At 62.3% G+C, this 24,251-nt stretch carries 20 protein-coding genes and 3 pseudogenes; 4 read left to right on the plus strand and 19 right to left on the minus strand.

The features are described 5' to 3' along the window. The first annotated feature begins 10 nt into the window (after positions 1–10). Positions 11–3,450 (plus strand): annotated as a pseudogene (locus G7067_RS10800) (error-prone DNA polymerase). A gap of 23 nt (positions 3,451–3,473) precedes the next feature. Here the strand turns inward: G7067_RS10800 and G7067_RS15275 are convergent. The 12 genes and pseudogenes from G7067_RS15275 to G7067_RS10850 form a co-directional block, all read right to left on the minus strand. Then, positions 3,474–4,927 (minus strand): annotated as a pseudogene (locus tag G7067_RS15275) (aldehyde dehydrogenase family protein). A 2-nt stretch (positions 4,928–4,929) separates the two neighbouring features. After that, the gene (locus G7067_RS10810; protein ID WP_166324183.1) at positions 4,930–5,718 is read right to left on the minus strand and encodes a sugar isomerase domain-containing protein; all 789 of its coding nucleotides are present in this window, start codon (positions 5,716–5,718) and stop codon (positions 4,930–4,932) included. Positions 5,719–5,766: 48 nt separating this feature from the next. Continuing rightward, a complete protein-coding gene (locus G7067_RS10815; RefSeq protein ID WP_244301082.1) occupies positions 5,767–6,522 on the minus strand; it encodes a phosphorylase family protein in 756 nt (251 codons plus the stop codon). Further along, positions 6,522–7,442 carry a carbohydrate kinase family protein gene (locus tag G7067_RS10820; RefSeq protein WP_166324186.1) on the minus strand — a complete coding sequence of 307 codons (921 nt, stop codon included), beginning with the start codon at positions 7,440–7,442 and terminating at the stop codon, positions 6,522–6,524. The genes G7067_RS10815 and G7067_RS10820 overlap by 1 nt, the downstream gene beginning before the upstream one ends. Continuing rightward, a complete protein-coding gene (locus G7067_RS10825) occupies positions 7,439–8,002 on the minus strand; it encodes a cysteine hydrolase family protein (protein WP_166324189.1) in 564 nt (187 codons plus the stop codon). The genes G7067_RS10820 and G7067_RS10825 overlap by 4 nt, the downstream gene beginning before the upstream one ends. A 17-nt stretch (positions 8,003–8,019) precedes the next feature. Next, a complete protein-coding gene (locus G7067_RS10830; protein WP_166324192.1) occupies positions 8,020–8,922 on the minus strand; it encodes an ABC transporter permease in 903 nt (300 codons plus the stop codon). Next, positions 8,919–10,049, minus strand: a complete 1,131-nt coding sequence (locus G7067_RS10835) for an ABC transporter permease (protein WP_166324195.1) — start codon at positions 10,047–10,049, stop codon at positions 8,919–8,921. Before G7067_RS10835 ends, G7067_RS10830 begins: the two co-directional genes overlap by 4 nt. Continuing rightward, positions 10,046–10,579, minus strand: coding sequence for an ATP-binding cassette domain-containing protein (locus G7067_RS14690; protein ID WP_341872887.1), 534 nt, complete (start codon positions 10,577–10,579; stop codon positions 10,046–10,048). Before G7067_RS14690 ends, G7067_RS10835 begins: the two co-directional genes overlap by 4 nt. After that, entirely contained in the window at positions 10,468–11,622 is a 1,155-nt protein-coding gene (locus tag G7067_RS10840) for an ATP-binding cassette domain-containing protein (RefSeq protein WP_244301083.1), read from the minus strand. Before G7067_RS10840 ends, G7067_RS14690 begins: the two co-directional genes overlap by 112 nt. 30 nt (positions 11,623–11,652) lie before the next feature. Next, positions 11,653–12,462, minus strand: a complete 810-nt coding sequence (locus tag G7067_RS10845; RefSeq protein ID WP_341872888.1) for a BMP family lipoprotein — start codon at positions 12,460–12,462, stop codon at positions 11,653–11,655. Further along, the gene (locus G7067_RS14390; RefSeq protein WP_244301084.1) at positions 12,432–12,596 is read right to left on the minus strand and encodes a hypothetical protein; all 165 of its coding nucleotides are present in this window, start codon (positions 12,594–12,596) and stop codon (positions 12,432–12,434) included. The genes G7067_RS10845 and G7067_RS14390 overlap by 31 nt, the downstream gene beginning before the upstream one ends. A 34-nt stretch (positions 12,597–12,630) precedes the next feature. Beyond that, complete coding sequence (locus G7067_RS10850; RefSeq protein WP_244301085.1) at positions 12,631–13,476, minus strand: GntR family transcriptional regulator; 846 nt, start codon at positions 13,474–13,476, stop codon at positions 12,631–12,633. 125 nt (positions 13,477–13,601) lie between these two features. Here G7067_RS10850 and G7067_RS10855 point away from each other — a divergent pair. Continuing rightward, positions 13,602–14,917, plus strand: a pseudogene (locus G7067_RS10855) (nicotinate phosphoribosyltransferase). Positions 14,918–15,076: 159 nt separating this feature from the next. On the opposite strand, the gene G7067_RS10860 reads toward G7067_RS10855, so the two are convergent. From G7067_RS10860 to G7067_RS10880, 6 genes are all read right to left on the minus strand, one after another. After that, the gene (locus tag G7067_RS10860) at positions 15,077–15,373 is read right to left on the minus strand and encodes a DUF3039 domain-containing protein (protein ID WP_166324198.1); all 297 of its coding nucleotides are present in this window, start codon (positions 15,371–15,373) and stop codon (positions 15,077–15,079) included. A 347-nt stretch (positions 15,374–15,720) separates the two neighbouring features. Further along, positions 15,721–16,305, minus strand: a complete 585-nt coding sequence (locus G7067_RS10865; protein ID WP_166324203.1) for a hypothetical protein — start codon at positions 16,303–16,305, stop codon at positions 15,721–15,723. Positions 16,306–16,467: 162 nt separating this feature from the next. Further along, positions 16,468–16,866 carry a DUF7674 family protein gene (locus G7067_RS15280; RefSeq protein ID WP_425280679.1) on the minus strand — a complete coding sequence of 133 codons (399 nt, stop codon included), beginning with the start codon at positions 16,864–16,866 and terminating at the stop codon, positions 16,468–16,470. A 131-nt stretch (positions 16,867–16,997) separates the two neighbouring features. Continuing rightward, positions 16,998–18,596, minus strand: a complete 1,599-nt coding sequence (locus G7067_RS10870) for an HNH endonuclease signature motif containing protein (RefSeq protein ID WP_166324206.1) — start codon at positions 18,594–18,596, stop codon at positions 16,998–17,000. A 168-nt stretch (positions 18,597–18,764) separates the two neighbouring features. Continuing rightward, positions 18,765–20,336 carry a hypothetical protein gene (locus G7067_RS10875; RefSeq protein ID WP_166324209.1) on the minus strand — a complete coding sequence of 524 codons (1,572 nt, stop codon included), beginning with the start codon at positions 20,334–20,336 and terminating at the stop codon, positions 18,765–18,767. Then, entirely contained in the window at positions 20,306–21,349 is a 1,044-nt protein-coding gene (locus G7067_RS10880) for an ABC transporter ATP-binding protein (RefSeq protein ID WP_244301086.1), read from the minus strand. Before G7067_RS10880 ends, G7067_RS10875 begins: the two co-directional genes overlap by 31 nt. 98 nt (positions 21,350–21,447) lie before the next feature. Between G7067_RS10880 and G7067_RS10885 the strand changes: the two genes are divergently transcribed. Together G7067_RS10885 and G7067_RS10890 are read left to right on the plus strand one after the other, a co-directional pair. Then, complete coding sequence (locus tag G7067_RS10885) at positions 21,448–22,236, plus strand: ABC transporter permease (protein ID WP_166324212.1); 789 nt, start codon at positions 21,448–21,450, stop codon at positions 22,234–22,236. A 1-nt stretch (position 22,237) separates the two neighbouring features. Continuing rightward, positions 22,238–22,993, plus strand: coding sequence for an ABC transporter ATP-binding protein (locus tag G7067_RS10890; protein WP_205881130.1), 756 nt, complete (start codon positions 22,238–22,240; stop codon positions 22,991–22,993). Between the two features lie 12 nt (positions 22,994–23,005). Here G7067_RS10890 and G7067_RS10895 read toward each other — a convergent pair whose 3' ends face one another. Next, positions 23,006–24,229 (minus strand): CDP-glycerol glycerophosphotransferase family protein, encoded by a 1,224-nt coding sequence (locus G7067_RS10895; RefSeq protein ID WP_166324215.1) that lies wholly within the window; start codon positions 24,227–24,229, stop codon positions 23,006–23,008. Positions 24,230–24,251: the final 22 nt, after the last annotated feature.

Raw genomic sequence — 24,251 nt, forward strand, 5'->3', positions numbered from 1 at the left:
GAGAACCGCAATGGGGTGGCACAATGAACCGATACCGTGGAGCGAGTTTGAGCGTCGCCTTTCGGGGCGCGGCACGACGCCCCCAGGGGATCCTGCGGCGCGGCCCGACACGCCGGCCGCACTGAGGGCGTCAGACGCGCCATCAGCCACCCCGACCGTGCCCTACGCGGAGCTGCATGCCCACTCACACTTCAGCTTCCTCGATGGTGCTTCTTCCCCCGAACAGCTCGTACAGGAAGCGGCCCGCCTGCGCCTCACCGGCATCGCCATCACCGACCACGACGGCCTGTACGGTGCGGCAAACTTCGCCGATGCCGCCGAGGTTCAGGCAGCCACCAACACGGATCCCGATCGCCCGCCCCTCCTCACGGTCTACGGTGCCGAACTCTCGCTCGGGCTTGACGCGCCGCAGCTCGGTGCCGCCGACCCGGCAGGCACGCACCTCCTCGTATTGGCGCGCGGCACCGCGGGATACCACCGCCTCGCCGCCGCGATCACGGAGGCGCAACTCAGCGGCGGCGAGAAAGGTCGCCCGCGCTACGACCTCGAACAGCTCGGTGCGGCGAGCGGCGGAGACTGGGTGATCCTCACCGGCTGCCGCAAGGGTGCGCTGCCGCGAGCGCTGAGCGCGGCGAGCACACGCGAGGAGGGAGACACGCGGGCACGCGCAGAGCTCGACCGTCTGACCGCCCTCTTTGGTGCAGACAACGTGTATGTCGAACTCACCCATCACGGACACCCCGACGATGATCCGCGCAATGATCGGCTGGCGCTGCTCGCCGCAGAACATCACCTTCCCACCCTCGCAACCGGCAATGTGCACTACGCCGTCCCCGCACACGCACACCTCGCAGAAGCGATGGCCGCGGTGCGCGCACGCCGCAGCCTCGACGAGCTCGACGCGTATCTCCCCGCCGCGGGAACCGCGCATCTGCGCAGTGGTGCGGCACAGCTGCGGCGCTTCGCCCGCACCCCCGACGCCGTCACCCGCACGACGGCGCTCGCCCGCGAGCTCGCCTTCCCGCTGCGCGCAGCACGTCCCAAACTCCCAAAACTCCCCTCCCCGAGGGAATGACACAGATGGACTATCTGCGGCAGCTCGTGTGGCAGGGTGCGGAACTCCGCTACGGTTCTCAGCTCAACACCCACCGCCGAGAACGGCTCGAGCGGGAGCTGGAGGTGATCGCGCGCAAGGATTTCCCCGGCTACTTCCTCATCGTGCACGACCTGGTGCGTGAGGCACGAAGCCGCGGGATCCTGTGCCAGGGCCGCGGATCCGCCGCGAATTCTGCCGTGTGTTTTGTGCTGCAGATCACCGAGGTCGATTCGATCCTCTACGATCTTCCCTTTGAGAGGTTCCTGTCGAGCATGCGCGACGAGGAACCCGACATTGACGTGGATTTTGATTCGGAACGACGCGAGGAGATCATCCAGTACGTCTACGACAGCTACGGTCGCAGGAACGCGGCGCAGGTCGCCAACGTCATCACCTATCGCCCCAAGGCCGCGATCCGCGACGCCGCAAAAGCGCTTGGCTACAGTGCCGGACAGCAGCGGGCGTGGACCAAACACCTGGATCGCTGGGGCAGCATCGAGGAGGATCCGACGAGCCCGATCCCGCTCCCCGTGCAGCGGCTCGCGGCCCAGTTCATGCGGGCCCCACGGCACCTCGGGATCCACTCGGGCGGCATGGTCCTCACCGAGCGCCCGGTGGGTGAGGTCTGCCCCATCGAGCACGCACGCATGGAGCGCCGCACCGTACTGCAGTGGGATAAGGACTCCTGCGAGACGATGGGGCTTGTGAAGTTCGACCTGCTGGGACTCGGGATGCTCAGCGCCCTACAAAAGACGATGGACCTGGTCGCTGCCCACACCGGGAAGCGGTGGACCATCGCCACGATCCCGAAGGAGGAGCCCGGGGTCTACGACATGCTGTGCCGCGCCGACGCGGTCGGGGTGTTCCAGTTGGAGAGCCGGGCGCAGCTCAACACGCTGCCGCGGCTGCTCCCCCGCAGTTTCTACGACCTCGTTATCGAGATCGCGCTGATCCGCCCCGGGCCAATCCAGGGCGGTGCCGTGCACCCGTATCTGCGCCGCAAGAACGGTGTCGAGCCGGTGGCATACTCACACCCGAAGTTGAAGCCGGTGCTCGAACGCACGCTCGGAGTGCCCCTCTTCCAGGAACAACTCATGCAGATGGCGGTCGCGGTGGCGGGCTGCTCCGCAGAAGACGCCGACCTGTTGCGCCGCGCGATGGGTTCCAAGCGCGGCCAGGAGCGCATCGAGTCACTGAAGCAGAAACTGTTCGCGGGCATGCGGCAGAACGGGATCAAGGACGCAGAGGCCGAACTCATCTACGCCCAGATCGAGGCCTTCGCGAACTTCGGCTTTGCGGAGAGCCACTCGATCAGTTTCGCACTGCTTGTCTACGTCAGTGCCTGGTTCAAGCTGCACACCCCCGCCGCGTTCCTCGCCGGGTTGCTGCGCTCACAGCCCATGGGGTTTTACTCACCGCGCACACTCGTCGAAGATGCCAGGCGGCACGGCGTGGTGGTGCGGGCTGCTGATGTGCAGCACTCAGCGGTGTTTGCAGACCTCGAAGAGGTCACCGAGGGGGGATCCCGCCCGCGCACCTCCCCAGATTCCGATTGCACCGCACACCTGCCCTTCACTCTCGATCCGCCCCGGGTTCCCCCGTTTCAGCGCGACGCACCAGACACGAGCGGCCTGCACCGCCTCGACGCCGCGTTTGCGGTGCGGCTTGGCCTCGCCGAGATTCGGGGCATCGAGACTGCCGCTGCCGAACGTATCGTGCGGGCGCGGGATCACGCCCCGTTTCTCGACCTCGCCGATCTTGCGCGCCGCGCAGATCTGAACCGCTCCCAGCTGGAAGCCCTCGCAAGCGCGGGCGCCTGCCAGAGTCTCGGCCTCGACCGCCGGGAGGCACTGTGGGCCGCGGCCCCGGCCTCCGACAACCGCGAGCGGTTCCTTCCCGGGATCGCCGTCCACATTCAGCCGCCGCTGCTGCCAGTGCTCACCCCGGCCGAGCAGACCGCGCTTGACCTGTGGAGCACGGGCGTCGCGCTTGACGCCCACCCGCTCGCACTGCTGCGGGACGCCCTCGATGCGCGCGGGGTGGTCCGTTCCGACAGGATCCGGCACACCCGCCCGGGAATCTCCGTCACCATCGCCGGCCTCGTCACCCACCGGCAACGCCCCGGCACTGCCAGCGGGATCACCTTCCTCACGCTGGAAGACGAGTCCGGCACCGTCAACGTGGTGACCTGGGCGAAGGTGTGGGCCCGCTATCGTCTCGTCGCCCGGTCTTCGCCGGCGCTCGTCATCACCGGCGTGCTCGAACGCTCACCCGAGGGCGTCGTCAACGTTATTGCGTCGAGCTTTGAACCGCTCGCCGCACCCGTTGGGGTCAGCTCCCGCGATTTCCAGTAGGGGGCCGGGACGCCATGAGCCTCTCACCCGTGCCGACGGCGCAGCCTAATGTGTCGCTGCTGCATCATGCCGTGCAGCCCTTCTGGCCCGAGCTCTCGCCCAAATCCAGACATTTTCCAACCTCCAAACGGCGCCTGCAACTCAGACACATCATTGATATTCACGCCAACACCACCAGCGTGGATCCGCTCGGCGACACCCCAAGCACGGTCGAGATCGTCACCGTAGACGTACGCGGCAAGGCCGTACTCGCCTCGATTCGCAAGCTCCGCGACATCCGCACCGGCGGCGAAACGGTGAACCGCGACAAGTGGACCGAAGCTTTCCTCGCGCATCACCAGCGCCTCGGCGGGCACTCGGTCGAGCACCGTGGGTTCAAAGAACATCGCCCGGTCCAGCCCGTCGCGCACTTCGGCATAACCGCCCCCAGTTCCGAGCACGGCACCGCGCGCGATCGCCTCGTCAATGTGCCTACGCGACTTGTCGATGACGGCCGTCGTAGTGACTGGTCCGCCGGTAACCCCCGCCTCAATACCGTGGCCGAGTGTGATCGCTCGTGCCGCGGCAACGACAGCATCCGTAAACTCGTCAGCGATCGAATCGGCGACGACAATCCGGTTCACGGCGATGCAAATTTGACCAGCGTTCGAGAATGACCGCCGCGCTGCCGCGGCCGCAGCCTCTGCGATGTCTGCGTCGTCGAGCACAATGAACGGCGAATGGCCCCAAGTTCCAGTGTGACGCGCTTCATCGTTATTGCAGCCGAACGCATAATCGCCTGTCCGGTCGCGGTTGACGCGGTCGCGGTAATCGCTGCGACATCGGGATGCTCGGAAAGCCGGGAACCGGCTTCGAGAGACCCGGGGAGATCAGACAGCACGCCCTCGGGCAGACCGGCATCGATGAAACACCGTACGAATTCGGCAACCGCGAGCGGTGTCTCAACCGGCGGCTTCACCACGACCGAGTTGCCTGCTGCGAGGGCAGGACCAATCTTCCACGCGTACAGGTCAACGGGGTAGTTCCACGGCACGATAGCAGCGACCACTCCGAGCGGTTCCCAGGTGACGAGCGAGCGCACATCTGCTCGCGGGCTCGGGCGCACTGTTCCCCACACGCGACGCCCCTGCTCCGCGTAGTACCGGATCACCTGTGCACCGAAAGAGATCTCTTTCACGCTATCAAGGACGGGCTTGCCCTGTTCCCGGGTAAGCAATTCGGCCATCGCCGGTGTGCGCTCGTCAATGTAGACCGCTGCACGCAGCAGGATCTCGGAGCGTTCATCAGCGGTGAGCTGCTTCCAGCTCTGGAAACCGACCTTCGCAACGGCCACGGCGCGGTCCACATCCGCAGATCCGGCGACGGCACTCGTGGCAATGACCTCGCCTGTTGCAGGGTCTCGCACTTCAACGATCTCGCCGCTTAGTGCTGGAACCCACTCTCCTCCAATGCAGAGCAAGCGGTCATGAGCCGTCACGGCTACTTCACCTCCGGTGCGGAGAACTCGCGCGAGCGCAGTCGACGCCAAAGCTCCGCATAGTTGCGGTCATTCTGCTGGTGCGCAAATTGCGTGCGGTTCGAGTTAGTGTTCACCATGATCATTGGGGTTTCGCCGCGTGCAACAAGCGCGGCGGAGGTGGCAGCGTTGATCGCGTGCCCCACTGCGACGGCAATTGAGGTCGAGGTTGGTCCAACAGGGAATTCAAGACCGTCAATAAACTGCGAGGCGTCCTCGAGTGGAATACCGGTGTCGATCACAACATCGGCAATCTCGTACAGGCGGTGACCGCTCGAATGGCGGCTCTCAACCTGCGAGGAGTGCGGCACCGAAGTCACCGCGATAACCTTCAGACCGCGCTCCTTGAACTCGACGGCCATATCGAGAATCACCGCGTTGATGCCCGAGTGGGAGAACAGTATGAGCGCGTCGCCCTCCTTGATCTGGTGTGAGCGCAGGATCGCGTTGCCGTAGCCTTCGCGAGTGTGCAGAAAGCGGTACTGTGCGGTGCCCTGGTCACCAAGCACGTGATGCATCAACGCAATCGAGCTCTCAACGATGGGGCGAAAGCCCGTCACCCCTCCCGTCCGGGGGAACATTTCAAGCGCGGCGAACCCGCCATGCCCGGTACCAAAGGTAAAGACAAGGCCGTCGCCCGCAATGGTGTCAGCGCAGATTTCTGCGGCCTGACGTATAGCCTCGTTTTGGGTGTTACGCACGCGCGTGAGCTTCTCGATAACGTCGTCAAAATAGCTGGTGGCGATACTCATGGTAATTCTCCTTGGGTTGTGGGTCTGGGGTCGACGTGGCGCTCAGCGCTACGTCGCAAGCGATTCGAGGCCAGCGCGCAGCAGTTGCAGCTCGGCCTCGCGACGGGGATACGCATCAAGTTTTGAGAAATCTCGGCCGTCAACGCTCGCAAGGCAGAGCGACGCAGCAGCGATGCCGCGAGCGCGAGCGACAATCAACACGGCGCTCGTCTCCATGTCGGTGCCGACAACGTGCTGGGCGGCCCGTTTCGCAACAAGTTCGGCCTGCCCATCTGGATCGCCACGCCGCATCAGATCGGTGTAGAAGCCGTCCGCGGTTGCGTAGATCCCGCTGCGAACAGGGAGTCCCGTCGCACGCGCGGCAGCCTCGGCCCGCGCGGTGAGCTCAAAATCGGGCACCGCGGGATACTCAAGCGGCAGGTAGCCGAGCGAAGTGCTCTCTTCACGGATCGCACCGTGTGCAACGACGAGGTCGCCTAGCTGGGTTTGACCTGCGCTCATCACCGTGCCCAATCGAAGCACACGGCGCACACCGATCGACGCAAGTTCTTCAACGACAACTGCCGCAATTGGCGCCCCCATACCGAACGCCGAGACCGTCACCCTGCGTCCTTGATAGTTACCCGTCGCGGTGGTGAGCCCACGGTCCTCGTTGATCAGCTGCGCATCATCAAGCAGTTCGGTCGCGAGCAAAACTCGTCCACGATCCCCGACAATGATGGCGTCTTCTCCGACTTGCTCGGGGTGCAATGCAAGTACCAGGCCTCGTCCACCAAAATCATTCGTTTCTCCATTCCTCTTCATTACTCCATCTCGTCACTCTCGATCGCGGCTACTAACCGCTCGGAGCGAGCCATCAGTAGGTGGGCAGTTGCCGTTGCTGCCTTCCGGATGCGGTCGAGCATTTCCTCGGGGGTGTGAGCCGGATCACGCGCAAGATGAGCCGCGAGTGTTCCGGAGAAGGTATCGCCCGCTCCCGTGGTGTCAACGCCCCCCACCGGCTCGGCTGGGACACAAGCGAGGCTCTCAGCATGCCGTTCGTGCGTCATGTGCAGCAGCTCCGATCCCGCAGCACCGCGGGTCAGCACCACCAGCGTGCCGGGCCGAGCAACACGAGCGATCGTGTCGAGGTAGCCGCGCTCCCCCTCGCTTAGGGTGATCCAGTCCGCACGAGCGGCAAGGGCTTCAGCGAGTGCCTTTGGGAGTGAGGCAGGGTCCTGTTTCACGACCCAGAGCAGGCGACATCGGCGAGGCAACAGTTTAAGTAGCTCCGTCGTCGCAGCGGCGGGACCGATCGTGACAACGGCGAGATCTGCCTGAGCGATCAATTCACGCTGTGCCCGATTCAGATCACCCGCGTGGCAATCGCCCGGGTCAAAGAGGCAAATCGCGCCCTGCCCCTCCGGATACAGCAGGTAAGAGGAGGGGCTGCGGGGTCCCGCAACAGCAACACCAATGGTGTCGGCGCCTGACTCGGTAACGGCGCTCAGCCACCCCGCTGCCTCGGCATCCGTGCCGACCCATGACAAAGCAGCAACACGAGCTTCTGGATCGGCAGCCACCGCGGCATTTGTGACGTGGACGATGCCGCCAAAGCGAGGCCATTCCTCCGCGCGCGAGCGCACCCGCGTTGTGGCGTCGAATCCCTCGAACGGTGCAAGCTGCAGTGCGTAGTCGATGCTCGCATAACCACTCACTAGGATCGTGCGGGTGCCGCCAGTCACAGCAGCGCCTCGGCCTCGTGCAGCGAAACCACATGACCGAAGTACCGCTCGATATCCTCGAGAGTGGCTTCGGCGAGATGGGGCCGGTTCGAATTGGTGGCTTCGCGCGGTACCACCACTTCAAAGCCGCCCGCGAAGGCGTCCTGGACAGTTGCCCGAATACACACGTTCGTCTTTACTCCGGCAACGATGACCCGGGTGATGCTCTGTTCACGCAACAACAGCTCGAGGTCGGTTGCGTAGAAAGCCGAGTAGCGGCGCTTCGGAATAACGATCTCCCGCACTCGCTCAGCCGGTTCAAACCCGGGAAAGAAGTTGACGTCGTGCTCACCGGCCTGATGGTGGCGTGGCAACTTGGCGAACTCGAAATCTGCGAGGCCGCGGTAGTGGCGCTCGACCGCGTGTACCACTAGTGCGTCCCGGGCACGAGCCGTGTCCAGCAGCGAGGCAAGCGCCGGCAGGGTCTTCTCGACCTCCGGGTAATAGTTGGTTTGGTCCTGCTCGTAAAACGAGTTGATAACGTCAACGAGCAACAACGCTGTCTCGGGTGTGGGGTTCATGGTGTCCTTTGTTCCGGCTATGCCGTAATTCGAGTGCGACGGCGCAGGCCGGAGTATCCGGCCCAGGCAAGCACAACAACAACTGCGAGATAGGGCAGAGTTTGAATGAGATCGGCGGAGAAGCCGCCGCCAGTCTGCAGACGAATCTGCAGCGCATCAAAGAACGAGAACAACAGGCACGCGAGTGCGGTTGGTAACGGCCTCGACCGACCAAAATAGAACGCAGCAAGCGCCACAAACCCGCGCCCCGCAATCATGTTCTCGTTGAAGAGTCCGCTCACTCCGAGCGCGAGCGACACGCCGCCGAGTCCGGCCAGTACACCGGCGAGCGTTCCCGCGATGTCGCGCAGGCCAAGGGTGCGTACACCGAGCGAGGCTGTTGCTGATTCACTGACGCCTGTGGCGCGGGTACGGATCCCCCACCTCGTATTGGCAAACGCCCATGCGAGGAACGGCACCAGCAGCACTGCGAACCAAAACAGCACGTCTTTGCCACTCACGATTGCTCCGAGTATCGGCACTTCGTCCAGTCCGGGGATAATGATCCGCGGCAATCGCGGTTGATCGGGGAAGCGCAGCGTTCCCGAGACCCCGTAAACCGCACGAAGTGTGAAGCCGACGATGCCCAGAGCCAGGATATTGAACCCGAGCCCGACAATGATCTCGTTCGCAGACAGTCGGGTGATCACAAGACTCATCACAAAGCCCGCGAGTCCCCCGCCGATTCCGCCCACAAGCAGGCCAACTAGCCAGCTTCCGGTGACAGAGCTCGCGACGATTCCCGCGAAAGCTCCAACGAGCATCTGACCCTCGAGCCCGATGTTGACAACGCCTGCACAGCGGTGGATGGCGCCGCCGAGGGCGGCAAGCACGAGCGGCACGGCAAGCAGCAGCGTAGAGCCAATAATACTGTCGATCATGCGAGGTCCTCCGTGCCGCTCGTCGCTCGTTTCCGTCGACGCAGGCGCGGAATCGCGAACTGAGCGACGGCGAGCATCATGACGGTGCCCTGCAGAATGTCAATGAGCTGAATTGGAATGTTCACGAACAGCTGCACCGTTGTGCCGGCCGCTGCGAGTGCCCCAAACGCGATCGCACCAATGACGATCCCGATCGGATTGAAACGTGCGAGCAATGCGATAGCGATTCCGGTGAAGCCAAAGCTCGCCGAAAATCCGACCGAGAAGCGGTGGACGACTCCGAGTGCGTGCACCGCGCCGCCCAGGCCTCCGATCGCTCCGGAAGCGAGCATCGAGATCATCAGTACGGTCCGCACGCGCAGACCCTGCGCAACCGAGAAGCGAGGTGTTTTGCCGACCGCCTCAAATTCAAAACCGAGTCTGCTGTGACGCGCCCAGGCCGCGTAGCCGAGCACAAGTAGGAGCGCGATCACGAATCCGATGCTGAGCTGGCCCGGGGGCACGAGCGGCGCCAACTCCGCTGTTTCTGCAAGATAGGCGGTCGCGGAGTTTGCCTGCCCGGGAGCGAGGAAGAAGGATTGCACGAGCCAGGCGGTGAGACCCACCACGATGAAGTTAAACATGAGCGTGGACACCACCTCATCGACCCCGAGCCAGGTTCTCAGCAGCGCAGGGACCAGCGCAACTAGCATGCCCGCGAGGGCTCCGGCGATCAGACAGGCGAGCACCGCCAGCACTGGAGGAAGCCCTCCCACACTGGTACCGACGACCGCAGTTGCGAGACCTGCGAACGCGAAGCTGCCCTCAACACCGACGTTGAAGACACCGGCCCGGAACGCCAACGCCGCGGCAAGCCCCGTGAACAGCAACGGTGTCGCCGCGGTCAACGTTGCGTTGATCCGCGCCCAGTCACCAAAAGCTTCACGCACGAGCATGTTGTAGATCTCAAGCGGGTTTTTGCCGCCAACGAGGAGGGCGAGCGCCCCCATCGCAAGAGCGATCACCACAGGCACCGCGATGCGCCACACGGAGAACCCAAGCCGGGTCCATTGGATACCGCGGTACTGAACTGCGACCGGTACAAACGCAGTGCGAGAACCAGTTTCTGGCGTTTGCTGAAAAGTCATCGCGCCTCTCCCATCGAGTGAGAGGCCTGGGCACCCTCTGAGGTGCCCAGCATGAGCTTGCCGAGGGTGACCCGGTCAGCATTTCGCCCCAGTTCCCCGACTACCCTGCCCTGATGCAACACGATCACACGATCTGAGAGCGTCTGGATCTCGTCAAGCTCCTCGCTGAACAGCACGATTGCGCTCCCCGCATCACGCGCCTCCCGCAACTGCTCATGGATAAAGTTGATCCCTCGAATATCGACGCCACGAGTCGGCTGACTGGCAATGAGCACGCTTGGCCGCTCCCGCAGCTCGCGCGCGATCACCACGCGCTGCTGGTTGCCACCGGATAGGCTCGCGATCGGATCACGATCGGAGCCGTAGCGCACCGCGCCAGATTCGAGCACGCCGGCCACCGCCCGACGCACGCGCGATCTCACCAGCCAGCCAAATGTAGCAAGCCGGGCAAGCCCGGGTGTCGCAATCGCGTTCTCAGCGATCGAGAGTTCAAGCGAGAGCCCTCGTTCTTGCGGTCGGCGCTCACGTATCCGAAGCCTGCTTCACGTCGCGCGCGCGTCGAGAACTTCTTCAATCTTTCACCACGCAGTTCGACTGTGCCGCGTTCAATTCGTCGCAGCCCCACCAGTACCTCGGCGAGCTCGTCCTGTCCATTCCCAGAGACGGCAGCGACACCAAGAATTTCCCCGGCCCGCACCGTCAGGTCAACCCCGTTGAGGCGAGCCACCCCGCGGTTGTCACGCGCCGAAAGCCCTCGGCACTCAAGCACAGTCTCACCGGGCTCCGCCGCACGTAAGTCTTCTGCTGACAGGGACGCCTGCCCTCCCATGATGAGCTCGGCGAGCATCTCGACTGAGGCATCACTTTGCGCAACCGGCGGCTCGGTGATACCTGCACGCAACACCACAATCGAGTCGGCCGCCCTCATCACTTCCCCGAGTTTGTGGCTAATAAAGATCACTGTTTTGCCGCCATCTGCCAGCCGTCTGAGTAGTTCTAGCAGTTGTGTGGCCTGTACAGGCGCGAGCGCTGCTGTCGGCTCATCAAGAATCAGGAGGTCGGCTCCACGGCCAATCAAGCGTAGGATCTCTACCTGCTGCTGAATCGCGATGGGCGCGTGCGCCGCGAGCAGGCTCCAATCAATCTCGGCGCCCACGGTCAGTGCGAGTGCCTCGGCTTCCCTGCGGGCAGCCGTCCAGTCGATCCGTCCGAGACGAAGCGGTTCGTGTCCAAGCACCAGGTTCTCGAGCAGGGTAAGCTCTGGCACAATCGCAAGCTCCTGCTGCACCAATCCGATGCCGTGCCGGATCGCATCGCGGGGACTCGTGAAATTCACTGCGGTGCCGTCAACGAGGATCATTCCGGAATCAGGGCGGTCGAGTCCGTAGAGCATCTTCATAAGCGTGCTCTTCCCAGCCCCGTTCTCACCGACAACGGCGAGAACCGCTCCGCGGTGGGCGGTGAGTGAAACATCGCGGTTTGCGCGCACCGGTCCGAAAGACCTGGCGATCCTGCGCGCTTCGATTCTGGGCGGAACGGGGTGGGCTCCCGCTGCGGTGGTGGGGCGGTTCATCGCGTGAGTCTTCCGTCTCAGCGTGCCGGTCTAGTTGCCCTGATAAAAGTTAGGATAGCCGTCGGTGACGACGTTCCAGACTTTGATTTTGCCGTCGATAATCTGCTGTTTCAACTCGTCAAGCCTTGCAAGTGTCTCCGGGCTGATCGCATCCTTCGTAAACTCGAAATCGGTGAGGCCAACGGCGTCTTCTTTGAGCCCAAAGGTGACGGTTTCGCCGGCGGGAAACCTTCCTGCGGCGTAGTCTCCGACGATGGATTCGACAGCAAGGTCAGTGCGCTTGAGCACGCTCGTGAGCACCGTGCCCGGAGCGGCATCATCCTGATTGTCATCGACGCCAATCGCATAGTGGTTGGCTTCTTCGGCCGCCTGGATCACACCGGCTCCGGTACCGCCTGCAACCGAGTAGACAATGTCTGCGCCACGTTCGAACATCGACTGCGCGAGCTGCTGCCCCTTCGCCGGGTCAGCAAAATCGTTTGAATAGGCAGTCAACACCTTGACCTCAGGGTCGACATCCTTTGCACCCTGAATAAAACCGACGATGAACTTATCAATGCCGATTCCGGAAGTGCCACCGATCACACCGATCACTTTGTCAGCATTGATCCTAGGATCAGCCGTGTTGGTGGTCTGCATTGCCGCGAGCGCACCGGCAAGATACGAGCCTTCTTGTTCCTGAAACAGCACCGAAGCTACGTTGTCACCCTCCGTCTCAGCGTTAAAAATCACCCAGCTGTTGTCGGGGAAGTCACTCGCGACTTTCCCGATGATCTCGTTGTGCGAGAACTCAAGGTCAACGATGAGGTTTACACCGGACTGACCCGCACGCCGGAGCAGCTGCTCCCCTGCCCGACGACATCGTCGGACTCAATAGTGTTGCCTTCCAACCCCGTTTCCGCCAGAACAGCCTCAAAGCCGCGATTCGCGAGATCGTTGTAGGACTGATCGCCGAGGCCTCCCTGTGCGATCACAAGCGCCGCTCGTTCGCCACCTTCAACGTTTCCCTCAGATGTCGCCGTCGAGCAGGCTGTCAGTGCAAGGAGTATAGCCGCCGCCGGAGCGATGAGTAGTGCGCGGGTCCGATTCATGAGATCCTCCATTGGATTGATTGGTGAGCGTAATGCGGTACAGATACTGGGTGCCGAGGTAACGAGCACGAACCTGCTCAATCGGCTGGCCTGAAGGATCGTGTGACAGACGCTCGACCTCGATCAGCGCGGTGCCGTGGTCGACACCCAGGTGCTCGGACTCCTCGGGAGTCGCGTTGATCGCACGCAATGCTTCCTCGCCCTCGGCCAGCCTGATTCCCGCATCGCAGAGACCACCGTAGAAAGAGAAGTCCGGCCGAGCCGCGATCCGCTCATTGAGACCAATGCGGTGCGCGATGTAGTCGGGCACGATGAGACGCTGCAGCCCCACCGGCGAGGCCCCCACCGTGCGCAGTCGCTCGATCACAACGATCCCGACGTCATCTGGGAATGGGGATCCCGGGCGCAGGGAGGATCCTGGCGCGAACTCCGCGTAGTCCAGCAGGATGCTTCCCGGGCGCAGGCCCAGGCTGTGGATGTGCTCGCTAAAGCTGGTGAGCTCCGGGAGTCTCCGCTCCATCGGGCGGGATCGAACAAAGGTGCCCTTCCCGCGGCGCCGGGAAACGAGGCCCCGGTCGATGAGGAGCTCGAACGCTTTCAAGATCGTCGACCGCGACAGATTGTTTTCTGCTGCAAGTGTCGGCTCGCTGGGGAGCTGGGTGCCAGGGGCTAATTTCTCTTCGGTAATGTACGCGTCAAGCGCGTTGGCGAGCTGCATGTACAGCGGCTGCACGCCACGTGAGGTGTCGAGGTCAAATCGCATCTTTGCTCCCATTTCCGGAAGTTAACCGGTTGTCCGGACAAGTATAGTGTTTGTTGCCTCGAGCGCAAGCCACGCAGCTGCCGCCTTTCCACACGCCGACGCAATCGCGCACTAAGCTGGCCTTCGTGCACCCTTCAACCGCGCTTCTCACGGACCACTACGAGCTCACGATGGTCGATGCCGCGCTCAAGGCCGGCACGGCCCACCGCAGAAGCACCTTCGAGCTGTTCGCCCGGAGACTCTCGGGTGCGCGCCGCTACGGCGTCGTCGCGGGGACGGGACGGTTTCTCGAAGCCCTCGAACGCTTCCGCTTCACGGATCCCGAGCTTGAGTATCTGCGCGCGCACGCGGTGGTGAGCGCCCCCACGCTCGACTGGCTCGCCAATTACCGCTTCAGCGGCAACATCTGGGGTATCCCGAGGGTGACGTCTTTTTCCCGGGATCGCCGCTCCTCACGGTTGAATCAAGCTTCGCAGAGGGCGTGCTCCTCGAGACCCTCGCCCTGAGCGTCTTCAACTACGATTCCGCTGTCGCCACCGCGGCCTCCCGCATGAGCCACGCGGCGGGCGGCAAGCCCCTCGCCGAGATGGGATCGCGTCGCACCAGCGAATACAGCGCCGTCGCCGCGGCCCGAGCCGCCTACATCGCTGGCTTCAGCGCGACTTCGAATCTTGAGGCCGGTCGCAGCTACGGGATCCCCACCATGGGAACGGCCGCACACAGCTTCACGCTGCTGCACGACAGCGAACGCGCCGCCTTCGAAGCACAGATCGCGGCCCTCGGCACCGACACGACACTGCTCGTCGATACCTACGACGTTGAGCAAGGAGTCCGCACCGCGATCGAGGTTGCCGGCACCGAGCTTGGCGCGGTCAGGCTCGACTCGGGTGACCTGCCCGTGGTGGTTGCTCGGGTGCGCCAGCTGCTCGACGAGCTGGGTGCCACGCGCACCAGGATCACCGTCACCAATGATCTCGATGAATACACGGTCGCGACCCTCGCCTTTTCCCCCGTCGACAGCTTCGGCGTCGGCACCTCCGTGGTCGTCGGATCAGGTTCGCCGACGATGGGGATGGTCTACAAGCTCGTCGCGCACGAAGACAGTGCCGGCGACTGGGTCTCCGTTGCGAAGCTGTCGCCCGAAAAGGCATCGGTGGGTGGCCGCAAGAGTGTGCGGCGCATCTTTGACGGCCGCGGCGTCGCGAAGGCCGAGGCCATCTATCTGGGGGACGGCCCCGGTGGGGAAGCAGAGGGAGAAACAGCCAATAGTCGCGAGGTGCTCGTGGCGCTGGTTGTCGAGGGTAAAACCGTCCCCGGGCACACGGAAGCCGAGGGGATCGCCGCGGCACGCGAACGCCACCGCCAACGGGTCGCAGAACTCCCCGCGGTCTCCATGAGCCTGACCCGCGGCGATCCCGCGATCCCGACCGAATACCGCTAGACATCCCCCGCCGCAAGCGCCCGGCACCCGGCGGCATCGGCACCTAACGCCCGACGTTACCCACAGTGTGTGCGCAGTTTGTCGTTATGCGCCGCCATAAGAACGATCTGCGCACACACGACGGGTGTCTGGGCGCGCGCAGGAAACTAGCGCCGCGGGCTACTTGCGCATGCGCTCGTAGACGCGCTTGCAGTCGGGGCACACCGGAAATTTCTCGGGATCCCGCGAGGGGGTCCACTTCTTGCCGCAGAGCGCCCGCACCGGTTTGCCCGTGACCGCTGACTCTATGATCTTGTCTTTGGGCACGTAGTGCGAGAAACGCTCGTGGTCGCCGTCCTCGATGTGCGCTTCGTCTTCGAGTAGCTTTTCGAGCTCACGGTCGAGCACATCGGTGCCGGCACCCCCGATAGCGCCGTCGCTGCCAGGATCAGAAACACGATTCTCGAAAGTACGCATGCGTCAATTGTAAGCCGTCATGTCAACGGGTGCACCCGGATCTTGTCTTGGGCGGCCTCCGACTACACCACCGATGAACGCTCAATCGAATACAGATCTGGCTGGGTTTGCTCAAAAAGCTCGTCCATGGCCTCGTTGAACTCTCGCCTTATGGCGTCCCGATAGACAGTCCCTGGCCCCACGTCGTTTGGCGGACCAATTTGCAGGGCACACGCGGCAATCGAGTTCCCCATGGACTGCCACCGCTCATCCAACGCCGCAATAAACTCGACACGAATCGACTTACCCTGCTTCGAGGTGTACCCGGTTGTGAACTCGCTCGCACGTAGTTCTCCGGCACCACTGACTTACATACTGATCTTGATTGGCGTCCCTGGTGGAAGATCTCGTACCTGATCAAGGACTTGGACCGTAAAATCCCACAGCACGTCAAGATCAGTGAACTCGAGACACTCAACGCCAGATTCTCCCCCGGCATACAAGGGGACCGCATACGCCACGGCCCCTTCCCAGGGCAGACGGCCGCCCGGACGTTCCACAAACTCGCGCCACCGATCAAAAAGCTCACCATTGAGCGCAGCATAACCACCATCAAGACGCAGTGCAGTGCTAAATTCCTCAACTGAATACCACTCGACAGTCTTGCCCGTGCTCGGATCAGCGAGCAACAGCTGTTCAGAAGATCCATTCGTTACAATCTGACGTCCATGCCAATCAACCGCGAGAACATCCGCCAGCGAAGGAAGCTCAGGAAACGCCTCCAAAACCTGCGCCCGGTACAGCGGCCCGGACCGATCATCATGGAAGCGCACCAAACCGCCATTAAACGAAGCGCCGCAATACCCGGCATCCGCATACCCTGACCAGAATCCTTCAGGCACATACGGACCACCATTGCCGCGAGTATTCTCATCAACAACTAACGCAGACATACAAAATTCCTCAGACTCATCGCACGTTTCCCTCGGCCGAGCAGCCGCGTTTTCTGTTCCGCCATCCAAATAAGTATTTTGAGGCATTCTCTGTCATTCATCGGCTACCTCCGGTTTACACGTTACCGGGTTCCAGCAAGCCAACTTTCGGCGTAACCGGAGCTAGCGCCCCCTCAGCAGGGGCTGAACTGAGCTGATTCCAAATTGGAAATCCATCCATGCCTTTAGCGACCCACTCGCCAAAGGCAGAAGAGGCGTAGCACCAGGAAGCGCTTCCACGAAACCGACCGCAATGAGATTAGGAACGTCTCCCTCCCCTTCGTCAAGCCCCTCGTTTAGCACTGAGAGTATACTTCGTACAGAGACCTCGTCCTCGACTACATTGGCTTCCGCCCACCCCGCAACGTCCGCCAGAAACACATATGGGAGCGGCTCTTCAAACTGGTCATTCATATGCTCATCCCACAATGAAGCTAGAGCCGGTACCGCTTCAACTAGCGTGGCACAGAACTCATTGTCTTCTCGAGTTGTAGTTGAATCATCGTTTCCCGTTGAAGGCATCCTCAATCTCCTCAAGTACCCGCTGTACGGCTTGAATATCAAATGGATCAGCCTCACGACTCAAACGCAATCATCTTCTCAAACCCTTTCTGACCATTCATACCGCTTCTTCGCACTCCATATCCCGCGACCTATGCCGCGAGTTTGAGTTTGCCCGGCGGATGGTGAGGTCGCCACCGCTGCTCGGGGTCGAGCCATCTCGGTGCCCGTATTTCTGGGACGCCGTCGCTCATGCGGACCTGCCAGCCGCTCGTGTCGAGACTGCGATGGTGATACCAACACAGCAGCACCCCATTATCGGTATGGGTCGGCCCACCCTGGGCGTGTTCGGTGACGTGGTGGATCTCGCACCACGAAGCCGGAGTATTACAGCCCGGGATCACACAGCCACCATCTCGGAGAGTGATCGCGCGCCGCTGATGCGGCGTAAACACCCGACTCGGCGATTCAAGGCCCAGTATCCTGCCACGAGCGTCTTGAGTGATGCGCTGGGTCGCTCCCGCGCAGGCCGCGTGGCGTGCGGCACTCATCGAGACGGGGACGAGGAGACCGTTGTGGTCGTGCAGCCGGGCAGAAGCCGCGCTGGAATCAGTAGCAGTGAGGTCCGTGTCAGTGACCTGCACCAGCACCGTCACCGGAGCACCACCCAACAACGGCGTCTCCGGATGCCGGGCCGCGGTCCCCAGGAGGATCGCGAGCGCGTCGTGACGTTTCTGATCCGGGGTACGAGCCGTATCAGTGGGTGCAGCATCACTGTCACTGTCGGTATCGGTGTCGGTGTCGGTGTCGGTGTCGATGCTTTCGGGGACCGGGACAAACCGCACCGAGCTACCTGAATGACCTGAATGACCTGAACTACCCGAACCTGTCTCACCATTCGTGGCATCGCTGTTGGTATCGGTCCTGGGCGAGTTCACACTGTCAAACAGTCTCGCAAGCAGCGCCGCAGCCTCCGGTACGAGCGCCCCGGACACCGGCACAAGTCCGCCGCGTTCTTTCCCGAACCGGAACCCCCGCCTCATGAACGCGGCCTCTTCGTCGGGCAGGGTGCCGTCGGGGTCAAGGAACTGTTCCCACACCCCACACTGCACCCGCGTCTGATCCGCATGCAACGGCAACACGGGCTCGGTGGCGGCGGTAACGAGTTCACGCTCGGCAATATCGAGCGCTTCAGGGGAACTCCCGGGGCGTTTACCCGCCCGGTCAAGCATCCCCGCGATCGATACCGCAGACTCGATGCCGAGCGCACCGTCTTCAAGGGCCGCAGCGAGATGCGGGTGCTGGGGTGGCAGCATGCCGAGACTGTACCCGTTCCGTGGGACCACGGTCTGGCCGACCCGGATCCGCTGTCTTGCGGTGCTGGCAGACACGAGCGTGGTGCGCTGCAACAGTTCGACCGCGTTCTTGCATCCGTACACGGACGCGAGCGCCAGATCAGGCACCCGGTCACGGCTGCGAGTATCTGCGGCCGCGGCGAGCGTGAGCTGCAGCGCGGCAAGCTTCCGCTGCAACGATTCGACCGCGATCAAACCCGACACCACCTCAGCATCAGACAGGCCAGGAACCTCGCCCGGGGCGAGTGCACTATCGAGTTGATCGGCGACCGCAGCGAACACGGCCTCAAGACCAGCAGAACGGCCAACACCAACGCCGCCTGAATCACCAAAATCGGCGCTCCCTGCACGCTCGCCGGGGGCGAGCGGTGTGAGGGTGATCGTCGGTGATTCCATGCTTCTATTATCGCATGTTTCGAAGATTTGTTCTAGAGAATTTGGCGGAATATCAACGATATTTTGGGGCCAAGTGGCCGGTGGGTGTACGGCCCTAGCGGGGGCGAGGATTCTGCGATTCGCAAGCGAACGCAGAATGACGGCGGGCGGGAAGACTAGCCCAAGCAACTAGTCAAATACCTGGGTAACCGCAACCAGTTCTGGCCCGCTCCGGTCGAAGATCCAGCCGCCGATGAGCGTGCCGAGAACGAGGATCAGCGCCCCGTAGCCAATCCCAAAGAAGAGCGCCCAAATATTCTCAACAAGCTCAACATTAATGATCGCCATCACCGAGAACCATGCCGCGGGCGCGACGAGCACCAGCGCAAGGAGCATAGAAAGCGTCTGAGATGCACCCGACCCGGATCCAGCCCACTGCGGCTGCACAAACGGGCTGTCCCCCGGTCGCGTGGCGGGATACGGCATCATCACCGAGAACAAGCTCGATACGCCGGAGCCAACAAGCAGCACTGCGATATTCAGGCCGATGACCGCTGGCAACACTCGCCAATCGCCGAGCACCGTCACCGTAATACTTGAGCCGACGAGCGCAAGCGGGATCCCCAGCATGAGAACCGGTGCGAGACGACCCGCACGATCAGCCCGGCCGCGTATGCCGCTTGAGACATGCTCCCAGATCGCGGTGGAATCCATCGCAACATCGTTGTGCTGCGACCATCCAAGAAGCAGCAGGATCACCGGCAGTGGCACGAGGGCCAGAGCGGTGAGGTCTGCGCCCGCGATCCAGAAGGCCACCAGCATAAAAATGGGCGCAATCGGGATCGCGAACAGCGCTACACGGTACCGAGGATCCCGAGCCCAGTAGGTGAGCTGTCTTGCCGCAATCACCTGCGCGGGGCGGGCAGAAAAGCGTTCGAACCAGCCGAGCTCATTTCTTGCTATGCCGCGCTGTCCGGGGCGATCAATGCGCTCGTTCGACACCCATGCAATGGGGATCCACACGGCGATAAGAAACACGATGGTGCCGCCGAGAATGCCGAGGTACACCAGCGCCGCACTCATGTCGCCAGCGGCAGCCGAGTTCAGTGCCGCAAAAGGAGCCCCAAAGGGCGTCCAGGAGAGTAGCTGAGCGGCCTCTTCCATCGCAGCGCCCCCGTTGCTCCCCAAAGCGGTCGCACCGGCGAACACGGCAAGAGGGAGAAAAGCCACGAGCAGCACCGCTCCGGTGGTTCGGAGCGCGCCAGCAAAGCGCGGCCCCGCGATTAACTTCGACAGCCCCGACATCACGCGAACACCACAGAGGGCGAGGATCCCGGCGAGTCCGAGCGCGCAGGGCGCGATCCACCCGGGTTCACTCCATTCGGGGCGCAGGATCCCGAGAGAGACAAGCCACACGAGAAGCAACAAAAACGGCCAGCTCACCCACGACGTAACGAGCAGCGAGAGTGCGATAGAACTTGGCGAAGCCGGGTAACTTGCGAACTGTTTCGTCTCGAGGTTCTGTCGGTTATCGAAAAACGGCACCAGAAATACAACGCACAGCACCGTACATCCGACGATCACGTCGATGACGGCTCGCTCCGCGGCATTTCGTGCCAGCCATTCCGGCACTAAAGCGAGAGCCACTGCAGCTGCGGCAGCGACCAATAGCAACAGCGTGGTGCGCAGACCCCGTACGAATGATCCACGGAACTCACTTCCCAGTAGCGCTAGGCGGAGTCGGAAAAGCCGTGCAGCCACTCGAGTCCCTTCTTCGATTCGCTGGTTCCGGTGAGGGCAACGAAACGTTCTTCAAGGCTCATGCCGTCTCGGACCGCATCGACGGTGCCCTGGGCGATCACGCTGCCGTCAACGATGATCGTCACGTGGTCGCAGATGCGCTGGATAAGGTCGAGGCTGTGACTCGACATCACCACGCTTCCTCCACCACCCACATACTTCTCGAGAATCTCGGTGACGTTTGATGCGGACACCGGATCAATCGCTTCAAACGGTTCATCGAGCACGAGAACCTCTGGCGCGTGAATCATCGAGCAGGCAAGCGCGATCTTCTTCTGCATGCCCGCCGAGTAGTCTGAAACAAGACGACCGAGCGCGGATTCCAATCCAAAGGCCTCAGCGAGCTCCGCGGAACGCTGCGACACCGCAGCCGCGGACACGCCGTGCAGTACCCCCGAGTAGTAGAGCAGCTGGGCGCCGGTCAGACGGTCAAACAACCGCAGCCGGTCAGGCAGCGTACCAATCAAGCGCTTGGCTGCAGGCCCGTCAGACCACACATCGACGCCGCTTACGGTCACTCGCCCGGAGGTGGGACGCAGCAGACCGGTGATCATGGAGAGGGTGGTCGTCTTTCCTGCGCCGTTCGGGCCGACCACTCCCGTGAACGATCCCGCGTGCACCTCCATCGAAACTTCGTTCGCAGCGACCAGTGAGCCGTAAATCTTGGTCAGCATCTCGGTGCGCAACACGACCGGATTCTGCTCGGCAATGCGGCCGCGTTCCCTCGCGCGCACGACGGAAGGGACCGGAACCTGAATGCGACCTGTGCGTGGCGACCTGTTTGGAGTGCTTGCCTGCGCAGGATCTTCCGCACCGGCGCCCTGATCTTCAGCCACGGATCCGCCGCCACGCTCAGGGTTCACCTCGGCGCGGCTCGGCCGCACTCTTGGGGCTCCGGCAGGGATCGAGGTGTGGGTTGTCTCCAAAACCGGTTCATTCAACGTCGAGTCTGTGTTGGACTCGGATGCAGACATGGTTGACGGAGATTCAGGCGGCACCCATCTAATTTAGCAAATCCTCGCGCTCTCGGTGTGTACACACCCAAGACTGACAAAAGCGGCAGAATGGCTATGTGAACTTATCCCCCGAGCACCGCCCCCAACGCGCCAGTGCGTGGTCATCGCTGTGGCTGCTCACGAAGCGCGACCTGAAAGTCCGCTACTCCACCTCGTTCCTCGGATACGTGTGGTCGATTCTCGATCCGCTGCTGATGAGCCTGATCTACTGGTTCGTTTTCACACAGGTATTCTCCCGGGGTGTGGGCAAGGCGCCCTACATCGTGTTCCTGCTGACGGCGCTCCTCCCCTGGGTCTGGTTCAACGGCGCCGTCTCCGATTCGGCGCGAGCATTCTTGCGTGATGTCAGGCTCGTCAGGTCAGTGGCGATGCCTCGCTGGATCTGGGTGGGGCGCATCATCTGTTCAAAGGGGATCGAATTTCTCCTGAGCCTGCCCGTACTGATTGTTTTCGCCGTGTTCTCCGGCGCGAAAGTGGGTTGGGAGCTGATGCTCTTCCCCTTGGGCGTGGTGATGCTCGCGGCGCTGACCTTTGGGATCGGCCTGATCGTCGCCCCGCTCGTGGTGCTATTTAGAGATCTTGAACGCGCCGTGAAACTCCTGCTGCGAGTATTCTTCTACGCCTCACCCATCATCTACGGCGCTTCAGACCTCCCGGCGTTCGCCCAGCCGCTCGCCTGGATCAACCCACTCTCAGGCATCTTTGGCCTGTTTAGATCGGGGTTCTTCTCCGATCAGCTCAACTGGGCGCTTGTAGGCGCTTCAGCAGCGGAAACCGTCGTCATTCTTGCCATTGGATTCTGGGTGTTTAAGCGCTCAATCGGTGGCGTATTGAAGGAGCTGTGACGTGAACGAGACAGCATCACTCACGAAGCCGATTATCACCGCGAAAGACCTCGGTGTGCGATTTCGCCGCAACCGAGGATCCCGCCGCAGCTTTAAGGATCTCTTCTCCGGCGGAACCAGGCGTTCTCGCCCCGGCGAGTTCTGGGCGCTCAGAGACGTGTCATTTGATGTGCGTCCCGGCGAGGCCATCGGCGTCGTCGGACGCAACGGCCAGGGCAAATCGACACTTTTGAAGCTCGTGGCCGGGGTGCTGTTCCCCGATGAGGGCACCGTCAGTGTCCGCGCCGGCGTGGCACCCCTCATCGAACTCACCGGCGGCTTCGTCGGGGATCTCACGGTGCGTGACAACGTGCAACTCACCGCCGGGCTGCACGGCTTGAGCAAACAGAAGATCTCCGAGTGCTTCGACGCGATCATCGACTTTGCCGGTGCCGCCGAGGTCGTCGATACCCCGTTCAAACACCTGTCAAGCGGCATGAAAGTACGCGTCGCGTTTGCGGTCGTCTCTCAGCTGGATGAGCCGGTGCTGCTCGTTGACGAGGTGCTCGCCGTCGGCGACCGGGCGTTCCGTGTCAAGTGCTACGCGCGCATCGAGGAGCTCCTCGCCGAGAACAGGACCCTTTTCCTCGTGTCGCACAACGAGCGGGATCTGCGCCGCTTCTGCAAGCGCGGGCTCTACCTCAACGGCGGGCGCCTCATACTCGACGGCCCGATCGAAGAGGTCATCGAGCGCTACAACAGCGATCACCCGGCGTAAGCGGCTTACAAGCTATACTTCCGAACGCTGCCGCTCCGCACGCTCAAGAAGCGTCTCGATGGCCGCGTGGAACCGCTTGGTCGGCGCGCCAGGTGAGGTGTCTCCGAAGTAGTGCTGTGACCAGGTTGTGATCCGATCGCGCACCTCATCATCGGCAATCAACCGCACAATCTCGCGCTCAATCTCTGAAGCTGATCCCGCGTCGAGCCACTCGCAGACGCTGAGGTATCCGCCCTCATCGACCGAGGCTTCGGGGGCAACCGGTTTCGTCACGAGAAGCGGCTTGCCCGTCGCAAGACGGTCATAGACCATCGCCGAAATGTCGCAGATCGCAACATCGGGCAGGCTCAACTGCCAGCCGAGCGCCGGAGAATCATCATAGACGTGCTGGGCTTTGACATCGCGCTGGTTCGCCTCAGCGATCATCGTGATGATGCGCTTGTTTGCCTCACCGAACTTTGCGTCAATCACCCCGCTTCTCGGGTGCGGTCGGTACACGACCCGGTGCGTACCTGTCGCGAGGAGCGCACTCACCAGCTTCTCACCGTGGGTGGCCACGGATCCGTAGCACGCAGCGGGCCTGTCGCCCTCCCAGGTGGGAGCGTAGAGCACAACCGTGCGCTCATCAGGCGTGAACGGCGGCTCCCCACTCAAATGGTCGCTCTGCGGACGGCCAATCGGGATCGTGCGTTGCTCAACGTCATAGTTCCAGAGCGCCTGCGAAAGCCGAGCCTTCGCAGCATCCCCAGCAACCAGCGCGACGTCGTAGCACTTGTGCTGGTTGCTCGTCATGTACATCTTGTCGCTCTCACCGTGGTTCACGAACACGTGCCAGCGGTTGCCGTAGCGCATCATCTGGAAATTGCGCGTGTTCTGATTCACGTAGAGGATCACATCAAGATGTTGTGCTTCGACCAGCTCTTCAATATCGGTGATCTTCGGCACGAAGGCAATGTCGAGCCCACTCTCTTGAATCAGCATCCTCGCGCCCGCCGCGTTCCTGGCGAGCACAAGCACAGGCCAGGTTTTTGAGAGTTCTTTCAGCGGCGCATACCACTGCCGCATCTGGTAAATGTTGACGTCGCTATCGGCGAAGTACACGCCGATTCGATAGTGGTTTTCCCGCAGCGGTCCCCGCGCCTCAAGCAGCGCACGAAGATCAAAAAATGCACGCCGTCCCTTGAGTACGCGCTTCGCCAAGCGCACCGCACGTTTACCATCCGTCACCAACTGCATCCCGTAAGGATATCTGCTGGGA

The sequence above is a fragment of the Leucobacter insecticola genome, from assembly GCF_011382965.1.
GTDB lineage: Bacteria > Actinomycetota > Actinomycetes > Actinomycetales > Microbacteriaceae > Leucobacter > Leucobacter insecticola.

Coding starts and splice junctions, on each gene's coding strand:
- G7067_RS10840 (WP_244301083.1), bottom strand. CDS start 11,622: ATGAACCGCCCCACCACCGCAGCGGGAGCCCACCCCGTTCCGCCCAGA.
- G7067_RS10825 (WP_166324189.1), bottom strand. CDS start 8,002: ATGAACCCCACACCCGAGACAGCGTTGTTGCTCGTTGACGTTATCAAC.
- G7067_RS10860 (WP_166324198.1), bottom strand. CDS start 15,373: ATGCGTACTTTCGAGAATCGTGTTTCTGATCCTGGCAGCGACGGCGCT.
- G7067_RS10870 (WP_166324206.1), bottom strand. CDS start 18,596: ATGGAATCACCGACGATCACCCTCACACCGCTCGCCCCCGGCGAGCGT.
- G7067_RS10850 (WP_244301085.1), bottom strand. CDS start 13,476: ATGCGATTTGACCTCGACACCTCACGTGGCGTGCAGCCGCTGTACATG.
- G7067_RS10880 (WP_244301086.1), bottom strand. CDS start 21,349: ATGTCTGCATCCGAGTCCAACACAGACTCGACGTTGAATGAACCGGTT.
- G7067_RS10865 (WP_166324203.1), bottom strand. CDS start 16,305: ATGTCTGCGTTAGTTGTTGATGAGAATACTCGCGGCAATGGTGGTCCG.
- G7067_RS10810 (WP_166324183.1), bottom strand. CDS start 5,718: ATGAGTATCGCCACCAGCTATTTTGACGACGTTATCGAGAAGCTCACG.
- G7067_RS10815 (WP_244301082.1), bottom strand. CDS start 6,522: ATGAAGAGGAATGGAGAAACGAATGATTTTGGTGGACGAGGCCTGGTA.
- G7067_RS10830 (WP_166324192.1), bottom strand. CDS start 8,922: ATGATCGACAGTATTATTGGCTCTACGCTGCTGCTTGCCGTGCCGCTC.
- G7067_RS10835 (WP_166324195.1), bottom strand. CDS start 10,049: ATGACTTTTCAGCAAACGCCAGAAACTGGTTCTCGCACTGCGTTTGTA.
- G7067_RS10895 (WP_166324215.1), bottom strand. CDS start 24,229: ATGCAGTTGGTGACGGATGGTAAACGTGCGGTGCGCTTGGCGAAGCGC.
- G7067_RS15280 (WP_425280679.1), bottom strand. CDS start 16,866: ATGCCTTCAACGGGAAACGATGATTCAACTACAACTCGAGAAGACAAT.